Source organism: Klebsiella sp. Sb-30, assembly GCF_057652795.1.
The window spans coordinates 1092357-1105535 of the sequence record NZ_CM172749.1; the positions used below are offsets into that span (position 1 = coordinate 1092357).

Annotated in this window: 13 protein-coding genes; 2 read left to right on the top strand and 11 right to left on the bottom strand. The window is 58.6% G+C overall.

The window, feature by feature from the left end:
- Positions 1-127: 127 nt before the first annotated feature.
- Positions 128-2497, bottom strand: coding sequence for a TonB-dependent receptor domain-containing protein (locus tag AC236I_RS05210; RefSeq protein WP_487608707.1), 2370 nt, complete (start codon positions 2495-2497; stop codon positions 128-130).
- A 217-nt stretch (positions 2498-2714) separates the two neighbouring features.
- Here AC236I_RS05210 and AC236I_RS05215 point away from each other — a divergent pair, with 217 nt between their 5' ends.
- Complete coding sequence (locus AC236I_RS05215; RefSeq protein ID WP_004866911.1) at positions 2715-3008, top strand: Rdx family protein; 294 nt, start codon at positions 2715-2717, stop codon at positions 3006-3008.
- A 75-nt stretch (positions 3009-3083) separates the two neighbouring features.
- Entirely contained in the window at positions 3084-3434 is a 351-nt protein-coding gene (locus AC236I_RS05220; protein WP_004866910.1) for a nitrous oxide-stimulated promoter family protein, read from the top strand.
- Positions 3435-3502: 68 nt separating this feature from the next.
- Here the strand turns inward: AC236I_RS05220 and sitD are convergent, their stop codons facing one another.
- The 10 genes from sitD to hypB form a co-directional block, all read right to left on the bottom strand.
- Entirely contained in the window at positions 3503-4360 is an 858-nt protein-coding gene (gene sitD / locus AC236I_RS05225; protein WP_004866908.1) for an iron/manganese ABC transporter permease subunit SitD, read from the bottom strand.
- A complete protein-coding gene (gene sitC / locus AC236I_RS05230) occupies positions 4351-5202 on the bottom strand; it encodes an iron/manganese ABC transporter permease subunit SitC (RefSeq protein WP_004866907.1) in 852 nt (283 codons plus the stop codon). The genes sitD and sitC overlap by 10 nt, the downstream gene beginning before the upstream one ends.
- Complete coding sequence (locus tag AC236I_RS05235; RefSeq protein WP_004866905.1) at positions 5199-6020, bottom strand: manganese/iron ABC transporter ATP-binding protein; 822 nt, start codon at positions 6018-6020, stop codon at positions 5199-5201. Before AC236I_RS05235 ends, sitC begins: the two co-directional genes overlap by 4 nt.
- Positions 6017-6934: a metal ABC transporter substrate-binding protein gene (locus AC236I_RS05240; RefSeq protein ID WP_044347427.1), complete on the bottom strand. Its 918-nt coding sequence runs from the start codon at positions 6932-6934 to the stop codon at positions 6017-6019. Before AC236I_RS05240 ends, AC236I_RS05235 begins: the two co-directional genes overlap by 4 nt.
- Before the next feature lie 197 nt (positions 6935-7131).
- Positions 7132-7560, bottom strand: coding sequence for a TOBE domain-containing protein (locus tag AC236I_RS05245; protein WP_004866901.1), 429 nt, complete (start codon positions 7558-7560; stop codon positions 7132-7134).
- Positions 7561-7598: 38 nt separating this feature from the next.
- On the bottom strand, positions 7599-9671 hold the full coding sequence (gene flhA / locus AC236I_RS05250; protein ID WP_004866899.1) for a formate hydrogenlyase transcriptional activator FlhA: 2073 nt from the start codon (positions 9669-9671) through the stop codon (positions 7599-7601).
- 236 nt (positions 9672-9907) lie between these two features.
- A complete protein-coding gene (hypE, locus tag AC236I_RS05255; RefSeq protein WP_004866898.1) occupies positions 9908-10918 on the bottom strand; it encodes a hydrogenase expression/formation protein HypE in 1011 nt (336 codons plus the stop codon).
- Positions 10915-12036, bottom strand: coding sequence for a hydrogenase formation protein HypD (gene hypD / locus AC236I_RS05260; RefSeq protein ID WP_004866895.1), 1122 nt, complete (start codon positions 12034-12036; stop codon positions 10915-10917). The genes hypE and hypD overlap by 4 nt, the downstream gene beginning before the upstream one ends.
- The gene (locus AC236I_RS05265; RefSeq protein ID WP_004866894.1) at positions 12036-12308 is read right to left on the bottom strand and encodes a HypC/HybG/HupF family hydrogenase formation chaperone; all 273 of its coding nucleotides are present in this window, start codon (positions 12306-12308) and stop codon (positions 12036-12038) included. Before AC236I_RS05265 ends, hypD begins: the two co-directional genes overlap by 1 nt.
- Positions 12299-13171: a hydrogenase nickel incorporation protein HypB gene (gene hypB, locus AC236I_RS05270; RefSeq protein ID WP_162660786.1), complete on the bottom strand. Its 873-nt coding sequence runs from the start codon at positions 13169-13171 to the stop codon at positions 12299-12301. Before hypB ends, AC236I_RS05265 begins: the two co-directional genes overlap by 10 nt.
- Positions 13172-13179 lie beyond the last annotated feature (8 nt).

Consider the following 13179-nt stretch of genomic DNA (forward strand, 5'->3'; position numbering starts at 1 on the left):
CCCCGCTGTCTTTCAGCATGATGCGAACGGGATGGTGCAGAGCCGGTCTGAGTCTGCGTATCGCGACCCACGCTGCTGCTGCCCGTCGATATGTTGAAATCCATGGGGTTTATTATTCTCCAGGCTATCAGAAATCGACGTTGACGCCCAGTTGCCAGGTCCGGCCCGGCATCGTCGCCAGCGCTTTATCGTAGGCATCCTGATTCGTGGACGTCTCAATATTGCGGCTGCTCAGGTAATCCCAGTATTGCCGATCGGTAATGTTGTAAACGCCGCCGTTAAGACGCACGTTTTTCGCGACCTGCCACCAGGCCGTCAGGTCCAGCATGCCGTAGCCAGGCACGCGCATGTATTCGCTGGAGGAGTCGGTAATGGCAGAGCCCGTGTTGGTATAGCTTTCGCGGTTGGTGGCGCTGGCCTGCTTACCTTTCACGAAAGTGGCGGTCAACGCGGTCCCGTAGCGTTTCGCCGGATCGTCCCAGGCAACGCCTACGATCGCTTTCATCGGCGCCACGCTGTCGAGGTCGATGTACTTGTCGCCGAGATAGCTGGATTTCGATTTCCCTTCACTATAGCCGTAGGCCAGCGTCGCGCTCAGGCCGTTAACCTCTTCAAACCAGGTACCAAAGTTGAATTTGGCGCTGATTTCGCCGCCGTAGATATAGGCTTTATCGCGGTTTTCCGCCTGATAAATCGTATAGATATTCGACGGGACGTTGGTGAAGTGGTCGGGGTTACCGGAACGGGTGTAGCGGCTATAGGCGATGAAGTTCTTGTAGTTGTTATAGAACAGGGCGGTGCGCATCGTGATCCCTTCGACCACTTCGCCTTTTAAGCCCCATTCGAAGTTGTCGCTGGTTTCCGTGTTCAGATCGGTGTTACCAATCAGCGCATACTGCGCTCGTCCGGCGTAGCTGGATCCGAGGTTCCAGGAGCCGTAAAGCTGGCTGGCGTTAGGGAACTCGGCGCCGCGTTTATACTGCAGGTAGGTCATGGTACGCGGAGTGATATCGTACTGGAACGTCAGGGACGGCAGCACCTGAGTATCGGAATTTTTACCGTACAGGCTGGTGACGGAGGACTCCGTCAGCACGCTGCTGTTGGTGGTCAGATCGCCGAGATTCTCCGGTTTGGTGGATTGATGCACCACGCGCACGCCCGGGATCACCGCAAAGTTGTGGCTGTCGAGATCGAAGTTGATCTTATCCTGAACGAAGCCGCCAAGAGTGTAGCCCCGGCTGTCGGCTTCCGGCTGCATGATTTCGCTGTAGATGCTCGGGACCGGCGACTGGCTGAACGGGCGCTGGGTTTTGGTGGTGCTGGCGTTGAGCCCGGCGCTCAGGTCGTGGCGGCCAATGGATTTCGCCAGCGCGGTCTGAATACCCCAGGTGTCGGTATCGTAGTTGGAGTTGACCGTTTCCATCGATCTGGTGGTGCTGTCCGGCATCCACGTCCAGTCATGGGCCTCGGTGTGCTGGTAGTAGACTTTGGTCGACATACTGTCGAGATAGTCATTCATTGGCGTCCAGTCGTCTTTCAGGCTGATGCCCCAGCGACGAGTCTGGCTGGTCTGATTGGCATCGCCAATGATGCTGTTGCCGCTGCTATCCCAGCTGTCAAAGTGGGTGTGGTTGGTTTTATGGTAGTAGTCGAGCGTGCTGGTCAGCTTGTGTTCATCATTGGGCTGCCAGATGCCGGAGGCCAGAAACGCATCGGAGTGCCAGTTGGCCGGATAGGCGTCAATCTTATCGCTGTTATTTGCCGTTTCCTGGCCGTCGCGGCGACTGTAGACGAAAATGCCGCGTAGGGTTTCATCTCCGCCGGCCACCGTCACGCCGTTATGCCAGCTGCGGTCGGCAGAGTCGTAGCCGCTCCGGTAGCCGAAGGCGCTGGTTTTTCCCGGGCGCAGATAGTCATCGGCAGATTTCGGCTGGAAGGAGACGTTGCCGCCGATAGAGGTGTTGGCGGTTTCAGTCGAGGTGGCGCCGGACTGAATATCGATGCTGCCATACATATACGGGTCGATGTAATCGCGACCGATGCCAAACGTATTCAGGCCGGCACGGCCGACGTAGCCGCGTCCGGTCGCATCCGGCTGCGCGATGCCGTCGACATCAATCCCGACGCGGTTGCTTTCCAGCCCGCGAATGTTATAACCGGTATAGCCGCCGCGGTCGAAGCCGCTTTTGCCATTACCCGAGCCGCCGCTGGCGCCGGTCGCGCTGATTAACGGTTCGTAACGCATGACGGAACCAAAATCTTTGGCCCCTTTGTCCTGGAGCTCCTGCGCGCTGACCGAATGTTCGCTACCGGCTTTGAGCAGGGGAGCGGGTGCGGTAACGGTCATCTGCTCGGAGCTATCCGATGATGTGTCGCTGGTGGTGGTGTGTGCGGTGGTATCAGCTGCCCCGGCGGTCGTCTGATAGATTGCTGCAAGCAACGAAGTCACCAGCAGGCTTTTCTTAAACCAGGCCGGTGATTGAGTGGATTTATACATAGTAGCCACGCCTTGATAATTATTAGTATCGGCTCACGCGTTACTTCCAGATTTGCAGGTGAGTCCCGTTGCTTCCGTTAGCGGACTCTGTTTCTCCATGATTATTGATTGCGAATGGTAATGATAGGTATTATCGTTTGCAACAAAATAATCATGTATTCCTCATTTAATCTGCAATTTGTTTACAATCAGTCCTTTTAGATACAGCGAGAAAATCATGAGTCACAAAGCCGCGATTACGATCAACTACTGCTCTCAATGCAACTGGATGCTACGCGCCAGCTGGATGGCTCAGGAGCTGCTGCATACGTTCAGTACCGATATCGGCTCGGTCACGCTGGTTCCGGGCACCGGCGGTATCTTCACCATTACCGTTGACGACGTACAAATCTGGGACCGCAAGCAGGATGAGGGTTTCCCGGATGCGGCTGAACTCAAGCGTCGGGTACGGGATGTCTGCTTCCCGGAGAAGTCGCTGGGTCACCTCGATAAGTCCGCCGATCCGGCGTAAGCGATAGGGGAAAACGGCTGCGCCAGAGGCTATAAAGGTGTATTATTTTTGCATCTTTATTGATGGAGAAACGCAATGGCGGGTCAACGCATCGACCGGGAAAAAAAGACTATCCGCAGCATGATTTCGCTCTATCAGCGCCGCTGCCCGGACGCGCAGGCCGACGTGGAACATTACCAGGCGCTAAACGCCTATGCCGATAAGCGGCTGGATAAATGCGTGTTTGGCGAAGAGAAGCCGGCCTGTAAGCAGTGCCCGGTTCACTGCTACCAGCCGGCAAAACGCGAAGAAATGAAGCAAATCATGCGCTGGGCGGGGCCGCGAATGCTCTGGCGCCACCCGATTCTGACGATTCGTCACCTGATTGATGACCGGCGTCCCGTGCCAGCGCTTCCGGAAAAATACCGGCCTAAAAAGTCGCGGTGATTTCCCCGGCTAGCGCTGCGCTCAGGCGGGCTTCAACGCGTGCGGTCTGTCGTCGCCCGGGTAAGGCGTCAGCGGCGCTCCGGAGCCTCTGCGGACATCGCCTGAGTTTGATTGTCGCGAACCGACGTCCAGACAAAGGTGATAATAAACAGCGCGGTAAACAACACCACGATGGTCGGCGCCGGTGCGCTATCAAGGTAAAACGAGAGCCACACGCCGCCCAACGAACAGCTCAGCGCAATCCCCACCGCCAGCAGCAGCGCGCTGATAAAACGCCGGGTCAGCAGCAGAGCAATGGCTCCGGGGGCAATCAGCAGCGAGATTGACAAAATAATCCCCACCGCTTTGAGCGTCGCCACGATAGTCAGGGCAATCATGCACAGCAATCCGTAGTGCAGCAGGCCGCAGCGTAATCCGCTGGCTTTAGCCTGATGCGGATCGAAGGCGTGAAGCAGAAAGTCGCGCCACTTTAGTCCGATAATCAGCGCAATTACTAGTGCAATCGCCGATGTTTGCCCAATATCGCTGGCGGAAATCCCCAGCATGTCGCCAAACAGAATATGGTCGAGATGGACTTCGGACTGAATGGCGACATACAGTACCAGCCCGGCGCCAAACATCCCGGAAAAGACAATGCCCATAATGGTATCGCGCTTGATGCGACTGTTATCGTCGAGATAGCCGGTCGCGATGGCGCAGAATAGCCCGGCAACAAAGGCGCCAATGGCAAACGGGATCCCGGCGATATAGGCCACCACCACGCCGGGAAAGACCGCATGGCTCATGGCATCCCCCATCAACGCCCAGCCTTTCAGCACCAGAAAAACCGACAGCAGCGCACAGGGAATGGCGACGATGGTGGCCACCAGCATGGCGTTGACCATAAACGAAAACTGGAACGGTTCGAGGAGCGTGGTCAGCAGCATGAGCCCTCCCTGGCGCGACGGCGGTTGGCCAGCAGGCCGTGTTTAGGGGCAAAGACAAAGGTCAGCAGGAAGAGCAAAGTCTGAGCCACGACGATAATGCCGCCGGTTGCGCCATCCAGATAGTAGCTCAGCCAGGCGCCGAAAAAACTGGTCAGGCTGCCAATAGCGACGGCAATCGCCAGCAGCCGTGGAAAGCGGTCGGTCAGCAGCCAGGCGGTCGCTCCCGGAGTGACCACCAGGCAAATAACCAGAAAGGCGCCCACGGTTTGCAATGCCGCCACGGTACAGGCGGCCAGCAGGGTGAAGAACAGCAGCTTGAGCCCGGTGGTGTTCAGGCCAATGGAACGGGCGTGGCTCTCATCGAAAAAGGTGACCATCAGGTCTTTCCATTTCAGCAGCAGAATTGCCATTGAAATCGAGCCGATGGCCGCCAGCTGAATAATATCTTCCGGAGCGATCGCCAGGATATTGCCGAGAATAATGGTCTGGATATTCACCGAAGTTGGGTTGAGTGACACCATAAACAGCCCGATACCGAAGAACGACGAAAAAATCAGACCGATAATGGCATCCTCTTTGAGCTTCGAACGCTGGTTGAGAAACAGCATGCTGCCCGCCGCCAGTCCTCCGGAGAGAAAAGCGCCGACGGCGAAGGGCAGGCCGAGCATATACGCTCCCGCCACGCCCGGTACGATGGAGTGGGAGAGGGCATCGCCAATCAGCGACCAGCCTTTCAGCATCAGGTAGCAGGAGAGAAAGGCGCACACGCCGCCCACCAGCGCCGATACCCACATCGCATTCAGCATATACTGATAGCCGAACGGCTCGATTAGCCAGCTCATCCTTCACCTCCCGCCGTCCGGCGGCTGATAAACGGCCGTTCATCGTCGGTGATAATCTGCTCTTCTCCGCCGCTGAGCACCACGTGGCGCAGCGCGCCGCTGAAAGCGAGTTCGAGATTGGCGGCGGTAAAGGTCGTTTCCGTCGGTCCACTGGCCAGCACGGTACCTTTGACCATCACCGTGTAATCGCAAAACTCGCTGACCGAACCGAGATTGTGGGTCGAAACCAGCAGAGTACAGCCGTCGTCGCGCAGTTCGCGCAGCAGGGTGATGATCTGGGTTTCGGTCTGGACGTCAACGCCGGTAAACGGCTCATCCAGCAGAATGACCTTGCCCTGCTGGGCGATAGCGCGGGCAAGGAACACCCGTTTTTTCTGCCCGCCGGACAGCTCGCCGATTTGCCGGTGGCGATAGTCGCTCATCCCGACGCGGGCCAGCGCCGCATCAACCACTTCCCGGTCATGGGCTTTGGCCCGTCGCAGCCAGCCCATATGCCCGTAGCGGCCCATCATGACGACATCCTCCACCAGCACCGGGAAGGTCCAGTCAACGTCCTCTGATTGCGGGACATAGGCCACCAGGTTCTGGCGCAGCGCGCGATGAACCGGCTGGCCAAGTATGGCAATCTCGCCATGGGACAGACGAACAAAGCCCATCAGCGCTTTAAACAGCGTCGATTTTCCCGAACCGTTGATGCCCACCAGCGCGGCAATTGAGCCGCGCGGTACGCTGAAGGTGGCATCGCGCAGCGCGGTGTGGCCGTTGCGATAGGTTACGCTGACCCGGTTGACCGCGAGACCAGGCATATCGGCGTTCATGGCTGCTTCCTCATCCCATCGTTGATGCCCTGGACGATGGTTTGCGTCGTGACGCGCAGCAGATCCAGGTAGGTGGGAACCGGGCCATCAGCGGTGCTCAGGGAGTCTACATAAAGTACGCCGCCATAGTGGGCGCCGGCTTCCCGCGCTACCTGGCGCGCCGGTTTATCTGAAATGGTGCTTTCGCTAAAGATGGTCGGGATATGCTCTTTTTTCATGATATCAATGGTTTTACGCACCTGCTGCGGCGTGCCCTGCTGGTCGGCATTGATTGGCCACAGGTAGCGCTCTTTCAGCCCGTTGTCGCGGGCCAGATAGGAGAACGCGCCTTCGCTGGTGACCAGCCAACGCTTCTCTGCCGGCAGTTTCGCCAGCTCCGCCTTCAGCGGCGCCATAGTCTGGCGGATTTTCTCTTTATAGAGGGCGGCATTCTGACGATAGGTCTGCGCATTCGCAGGGTCGTATTTGATCAGCGCATCACGGATGTTATCGACGTAGATCAGCGCATTATCCGCCGACATCCACGCATGGGGATTGGGCTTACCGTTATAGGGACCTTCGCTGATCCCCATTGGCTGAATGCCCTCGCTGACGACCACTTCCGGGACCCCTTTCAGGTGCTGATAAAAGCGGGCAAACCACAGTTCGAGATTCAGGCCGTTAGTGAGGATCAGCTGTGCCCCCTGGGCGCGTTTAATATCGCCAGGCGTCGGCTGGTATTCGTGGATCTCGGCGCCGGGTTTGGTAATCGAGCTGACCTGGGCCGCCTCCCCGGCGACGTTTTGCGCCATATCGGCAATCACCGTAAAGGTGGTGATCACTTTGAATTTTTCGCTGGCCTGAGCCGGGGCGATCGCCAGCAGGCCGAGCAGAGCGGTAAAGATCAGGTGCTTCAGAGGCGGCAGGTGCAGCATAGGATCCCTCACATCAATGTGGTTAATTAATCATCTGTTATAGCCATTGCTATGTTATATAGCACAGGCTATTTATAAATGAAAATGATTATTATTTAAATTCTGGGAGGTAAGCCGTGCAAACCGGTCTGTCGCGGGGAAAATGGCCAGGTACTTCGAAGAACGCCGTTTCGTGTGAAACGGCGTTTGAGTCCGGATTACGCGCGGGTGGCGAGGAGAATGGCAGAGGCTTTGATCAGCGCAATCACCCGGCTGCCGTCGACCAGTTTCATCTCTTCCTGACTTTCATTGGTGACGACGGCGATGATCTCGAAGCCCGCGTCGGTTTTGATGTGTACCGTCGCGTTGACCGCCCCTTCAGTGATGCGGGTGACGCTCCCGGCAAACTGATTGCGCGCGGAGAACTTCAGGCCGCAATCCTCGGTGGCCAGGGTGACCCACGGCGCTTTAATCAGCGCGATGGCTTCTTTACCGGCAGCCAGACCCAGCGCCTCCTTGCTGCTATGGGTGACGATCGCCACCAGTTTTGCGCCACCGGCGAGGGTCAATTCTACTTCATCGTTGACCGCGCCGGCGGCAACTGCGCTGACCGTGCCGGTCAGCTGGTTACGTGCTGATACCGCCATAAAATCTCCTTGTGTGGCTGATTAAGTGAGTACAGGACTTATACTAGCTCATCTTTGTTAATACCCAGGCGTTTCATGCGGGATAGCAGCGTCGTACGCTTTAATCCCAGCCGCTGCGCCGCCCCTTTCGGCCCGGCAACCACCCCGTTGCTCTCTTTCAGCACGCGGACGATCAGCTGATATTCATCCTCGCCCTCTTGCGGAAGCACCTCGGCCGTCATCGTCTCCGCATCGATATTCATCTCCGGCAGCGACAGCTGCAGCACGCTACCGCGGGTTAACAGCACCGCGCGTTCAATCACGTTTTCCAGCTCACGAACGTTACCCGGCCACTCCATGTGGCTCAGCGTACGCAGGGTTTCTGCCGGAATGCTGTCGATATTACGCCCGAGGCGGCGGGCGATTTTAAAGGTAAACGCCTTGACCAGCAGCGGGATATCTTCCGGACGTTCGCGCAGCGGCGGCAGATGGATCGGAAAGACGTTCAGGCGATAGTAGAGATCGCTGCGGAATTCACGATCGGCGACCATCTGCCGGAGATCGCGGTTGGTGGCGGCGATCAGCCGGACGTCGGTGCGGATCAGCTTGTTGCTGCCGAGACGTTCAAACTCCTGCTCCTGCAGAACCCGCAGCAGCTTCGGCTGAAGCTCCAGCGGCATGTCGCCCACTTCATCAAGGAATAATGAGCTTTTATCCGCCAGTTCGAAACGGCCGATGCGCTGGGCGCTGGCTCCGGTAAACGCGCCGCGCTCATGGCCGAAGAGATCGCTTTCCAGCAGCCCGGCGGGCATCGCGGCACAGTTCATCTTCACCATTCGTCGCGCGTTACGACCGCTGAGATTATGAATGGCGCGGGCAATCAGCTCTTTGCCGGTACCGGTTTCGCCGAGGATCAGGACGGTACTGTCGCTCTGGGCGACCATCTCGACCTGTTTGAGTACGCTGTGCATGGCTTCGCTGCGGCCAATAATTTCACCAAACTCGCTCTCGACATTATTCAGCTGTTCGGTGAGCGCCAGATTTTCATCCACCAGCCGCTCTTTTAGCCGCTGAATTTCGCGGTAGGCGAGAGCATTATCAACGGCGATCGACACCCGCTCGGCAATTTGCCGCAGCAGCTTGAGGTTGGTGGTGGTGAACACCTTCTCATCGCACTGCGCCAGTTTCAGCACGCCCAGCAGCGTATCGCCGGACATCAGCGGCAGCAGGCACAGCGTTTGGATCTGGTTGCCCCACATCTCAAAAAGCATTTTCTCGTACGGGGCCAGCGAGTCGTGCTCGTGTAAATTGAGCAGCAGCATCTCTTTGCTTTTAAACACCCGTTCGGTCAGCGTACCGGCTTCATTCACCTCGCTCTGATCGTGAACCGGATGGCTGGCGTCGAGATAATGGGTCGAGTAGATATTCAGTTTGCCTTTGCGGTTGCTGCGTAGCACCACGCTGATAGCGTCGATACGAAAATAGTGGTGAATCTCTTTGGCGACTTCGCTGACCAGCTCATCGATATCCAGCCGGGAGAGCACGGCGTTAGTGATAGCAACCAGAATGCGAAAGTTGTCGCGCTCGTGGCACAACAGATCGTAATCGACGTTGTTGCTGACCCGACTCTGGATCTGTTCGGTCACCACCGCAACCAGCTGGGTAAAGGTATGCAGCCGCTGGAACTCTTTCTCGGTCCACGGTCTGGCGTCGTGGCGGATAAACTCGCAGCCGCCAAAGATGCGGCCTTCCGCAGCCAGCGGCAGCAGGCCGTAATAGCCAAACGCTGGATAGAGTCCGCTGCTGGCCAGCTGAGGCCAGGCCTCGACGAAGGTCGCCTTGTCGCAGTGCAGCGCATCGGGACGCGACAGCAGGCGACGCACCGGCCCGTGTGCCAGTACGGTCTCATCTTCATAGCTGACCGGCAGGCCCGCTTCGTCACAGCCATACCTTGCCGCACGATGGTTCCCGGCGTTCCACAGAATAATCGCCGCACGATCCGCCAGCGCAGATTGCTGAACCAGACGGGTTAGCGTTTCACTCAGCGCCGCCAGGTCAGGCTGCTGTAATAAAATACGGGTGATATCGAACAGCCCTTGCTGCCCGAAATCGCCCAATGGTGTATACGACATTACTGAAGTCCAAAACGTACCCGCAAAGCGGCACGTAAGAAAGTGGTGACACAAATAATAGTATGTTAATAAAGCGGTTGTTGCCGCCGCCAGCTCTTCCGTGGTTGTCCGCGGATTTGGGCCGGATAATGGTGCTGACTTTTCCCGGCTCGCGTTGTGCCTGGCCGAGCTACAGGTCCGTGCGTAGTCGGTAGCCCGGATAAGACGTTAGCCGCAACCCGGGGACCCGACTTCCGTTAACAAATTCGCGGCAGCGGCTCGGCATGGGGAAGGTCCAGCGTCCGCTTCACGCCATACAGGCCGATCGTGCGCACGCCGGTACGCTCAACCACGTCGCCGATAATCGCGGCGTGGCGGCCAAGCGGGTGGCTTTGAAGCTGCGCCAGCGCGGCCTCAGCCGCTTCCCGGGCGACGGCAATCACCAGTTTGCCTTCATTGGCGAAGTTAAGCGCATCCAGGCCTAACAGTTCGCACACCCCGCGCACGGTCTCGTTCACCGGCAACTTCTGTTCATGTAGCTCAATGCCGCAGCCGCTGGCGGCGGCGAACTCATGAGCTACCGCGTTTACTCCGCCGCGGGTCGCATCGCGCAGCGCTTTGATGCCGGGAAGGGCGCGCAGCGTCTGAATAAGCGGCGTCAGCACCGCACAGTCGCTGGCCAGCGCGCCGTCCAGCCCCAGCTGTTCGCGGAGGTTGAGAATGGTCGCGCCGTGGTCGCCCAGCGTGCCGCTGACCAGCAGCACGTCGCCGGGAGCGATCTGTTGCGCCCCCCAGCGAATATCCGCCGGAATGGCGCCGATCCCGGCGGTATTGATAAACAGTTTATCCGCCGCGCCGCGCGGGACGACTTTGGTATCGCCGGTGACGATGGCAATCTCAGCGGCCTGCGCGGTACGGGCCATGCTATTAACCACGCGTTCCAGGGTGGCCATCTCCAGCCCCTCTTCGAGAATAAACCCGCAGGAGAGATAGCGCGGCAGGGCGCCGCTGACCGCCACATCGTTGGCGGTGCCGCATACTGCCAGCTTGCCGATGTCGCCACCGGGGAAAAACAGCGGATCGATAACGTAGCTGTCGGTGGAGAAGGCGAGACGATCGCCCTGAGCGGTAAGCTGCGCCAGATCGAGACGCGCCTGATCTTCCTGCTCCGCCAGCCACGGGTTGGCGAAAGCCTGCATAAACAGGGAGGCGATCAGCTGTTGCATCGCCTGTCCCCCGCTACCGTGAGCTAACTGGACGCTTTTCATGCTTCATTTTCCTGACTGCGATATTGATACCAGGCGGCGCATGCGCCCTCTGATGAGACCATCAGCGCGCCAAACGCGCTTTGCGGGTTACAGACTTGCCCGAACAGCGGACACTGATGCGGCTTACAGCGGCCGGTCAGCACATCGCCACAGCGGGCGCGCGGATCGTCGCAGACGCGCTGCGGCGCCGGCTGAAAATGGGCTTCAGCGTCAAAGCGCTGATAGGCGGGCGTCAGGCGTACGCCGGAGTTGTTGATGACCCCCAGCCCGCGCCATTCGCTATCGCCCGACAGGCAGAAAACGTCGGCAATCGCCGCTTGCGCCAGCGGGTTGCCTTCATCAGGTACCACGCGGCGGTACTGGTTTTCGACCTGGCTGCGCTGCGCTATTGTCTGCTCAACCAGCATCACCGCGCCTTGCAGTAGATCAAGAGGTTCGAAACCAGCCACCACTAAAGGACGCCGGTAGTCGCTGGCGATAAACCCGTAGGCCTCGGTGCCGATGACCATACTGACATGGCCCGGGGCAAGAAAGGCATCGATGCTGTTATCAGGCTGGTCGAGCAGGCTGCGCAGGGTCGGGAGCAGGGTGATGTGCTGGCAAAAAAAGAAGAAGTTATCCACGTTGCGCTCGCGGGCCTGACGCAGCGTCAGCGCGGTCGCGGGCATGGTGGTTTCAAAACCGAGGCCAAAGAAGACCACCTCCCGCTGCGGGTTCTGCTGCGCCAGCTTCAGCGCATCCATCGGTGAATAGACGATCCGCACATCGGCGCCGCGGGATTTCGCCTGCAGCAGGGAGCCGTTTTTGCCGGGCACGCGCATGGCGTCGCCGAAGGTGCAGAAAATCACCCCCGGGCGACTGGCGATATCGATACAGGTGTCGATTCGCCCCATCGGCAGAACGCAGACCGGGCAGCCGGGGCCGTGAATAAATTCGATATTCTCCGGCAGCAACTGGTCGAGACCGAATTTAAAGATGGCGTGCGTATGGCCGCCGCACACTTCCATAATGCGCAGCGGATGCCCGGCGGTATGAGGCAGCAGATGCGCGCGCGCCTGAAGATGTTCAACCAGCTGCATCACCTGCTCCGGCGCGCGATATTCATCAACAAAACGCATTATCGCTCCTCACCGTACAGCAGCGCGCCCACGTCAGGCTCGACTTCAAACATATTTTGCAGCGCCTCAAGGGTATCGCGGGCCTCCGCTTCATTAATGATGCTCATGGCGAAGCCCACGTGGACCAGAACCCACTGGCCGAGCCGCGGCTGCCCCTGTTCATCAACGCTTCCTACCAGCGTCAGATCGACTTCGCGCTGGATACCGCACACTTCGACCTTCGCCAGATTGCCGTCAATGGCGCAGATCTGCCCCGGAATGCCTATGCACATGTCTGCGCCTCCAGCCAGCTGAGCCACTTATCCATGCCTTCGCCGCTGGTGGCGGACAGCATAATGATCTCAATATCGGGATTAACCTCCCGCGCGCAGGCGAGACATTTCTCTACATCAAAGTTGAGGTACGGCAGCAGGTCGATTTTATTCAGCACCATCAGGCTGGCGGCGGCGAACATATGTGGATACTTCAGCGGCTTATCTTCGCCTTCGGTGACCGACAGCACCGCCACCTTGTGACGTTCGCCGAGGTCGAAGCTCGCCGGACATACCAGGTTGCCGACGTTTTCAATAAACAGAATGCCGTTATCCACCAGCGGCAGACGCGGGGCGGCATCGGCAATCATCTGCGCATCCAGGTGGCAGCCCTTCCCGGTGTTGACCTGAATGGCCGGCGTGCCGGTGGCGCGAATGCGTGCCGCATCATTGACCGTCTGCTGGTCGCCTTCGATGACCGCGCACGCGGTTTTTCCTTTCAGACGCAGCAAGGTTTCACTCAGTAACGTGGTTTTGCCGGATCCCGGGCTGGAGACCAGGTTCAGCACCAGCTGGCCGCGTGCGGCAAAGCGCGCGCGGTTGCGGGCCGCCAGACGATTGTTCTTATCCAGCACGTCGATTTCGACTTCCAGCATCCGGCGCTGGCTTTGACCCGGCACATGGGTACCCGCTTCGCCGTGGCCGTAGTGCAGGTCGCCGTGCGCTGAGCGGGTGGGGGAGAAGCTATCGGTTTTGACGCCGGTAATCGTCATGGTCTGGCGCGGGGCTGGCGCGAAGGGGGCGCTGCGAAACGCCGAGTGGGGGTTATGCTCATCACCTTCGATATAAAGGTTGCCTTCCCCACAGCCGCAAGTCGTACACATAGTTTTAC

Excerpts from the sequence above, each read along its gene's own strand:
- AC236I_RS05240 (WP_044347427.1), bottom strand. The coding sequence starts at position 6,934 with ATGCTGCACCTGCCGCCTCTGAAGCACCTGATCTTTACCGCTCTGCTC.
- AC236I_RS05245 (WP_004866901.1), bottom strand. The coding sequence starts at position 7,560 with ATGGCGGTATCAGCACGTAACCAGCTGACCGGCACGGTCAGCGCAGTT.
- AC236I_RS05220 (WP_004866910.1), top strand. The coding sequence starts at position 3,084 with ATGGCGGGTCAACGCATCGACCGGGAAAAAAAGACTATCCGCAGCATG.
- hypE (WP_004866898.1), bottom strand. The coding sequence starts at position 10,918 with ATGAAAAGCGTCCAGTTAGCTCACGGTAGCGGGGGACAGGCGATGCAA.
- flhA (WP_004866899.1), bottom strand. The coding sequence starts at position 9,671 with ATGTCGTATACACCATTGGGCGATTTCGGGCAGCAAGGGCTGTTCGAT.
- hypB (WP_162660786.1), bottom strand. The coding sequence starts at position 13,171 with ATGTGTACGACTTGCGGCTGTGGGGAAGGCAACCTTTATATCGAAGGT.
- hypD (WP_004866895.1), bottom strand. The coding sequence starts at position 12,036 with ATGCGTTTTGTTGATGAATATCGCGCGCCGGAGCAGGTGATGCAGCTG.
- AC236I_RS05215 (WP_004866911.1), top strand. The coding sequence starts at position 2,715 with ATGAGTCACAAAGCCGCGATTACGATCAACTACTGCTCTCAATGCAAC.
- AC236I_RS05265 (WP_004866894.1), bottom strand. The coding sequence starts at position 12,308 with ATGTGCATAGGCATTCCGGGGCAGATCTGCGCCATTGACGGCAATCTG.
- sitC (WP_004866907.1), bottom strand. The coding sequence starts at position 5,202 with ATGAGCTGGCTAATCGAGCCGTTCGGCTATCAGTATATGCTGAATGCG.
- AC236I_RS05235 (WP_004866905.1), bottom strand. The coding sequence starts at position 6,020 with ATGAACGCCGATATGCCTGGTCTCGCGGTCAACCGGGTCAGCGTAACC.
- sitD (WP_004866908.1), bottom strand. The coding sequence starts at position 4,360 with ATGCTGCTGACCACGCTCCTCGAACCGTTCCAGTTTTCGTTTATGGTC.
- AC236I_RS05210 (WP_487608707.1), bottom strand. The coding sequence starts at position 2,497 with ATGTATAAATCCACTCAATCACCGGCCTGGTTTAAGAAAAGCCTGCTG.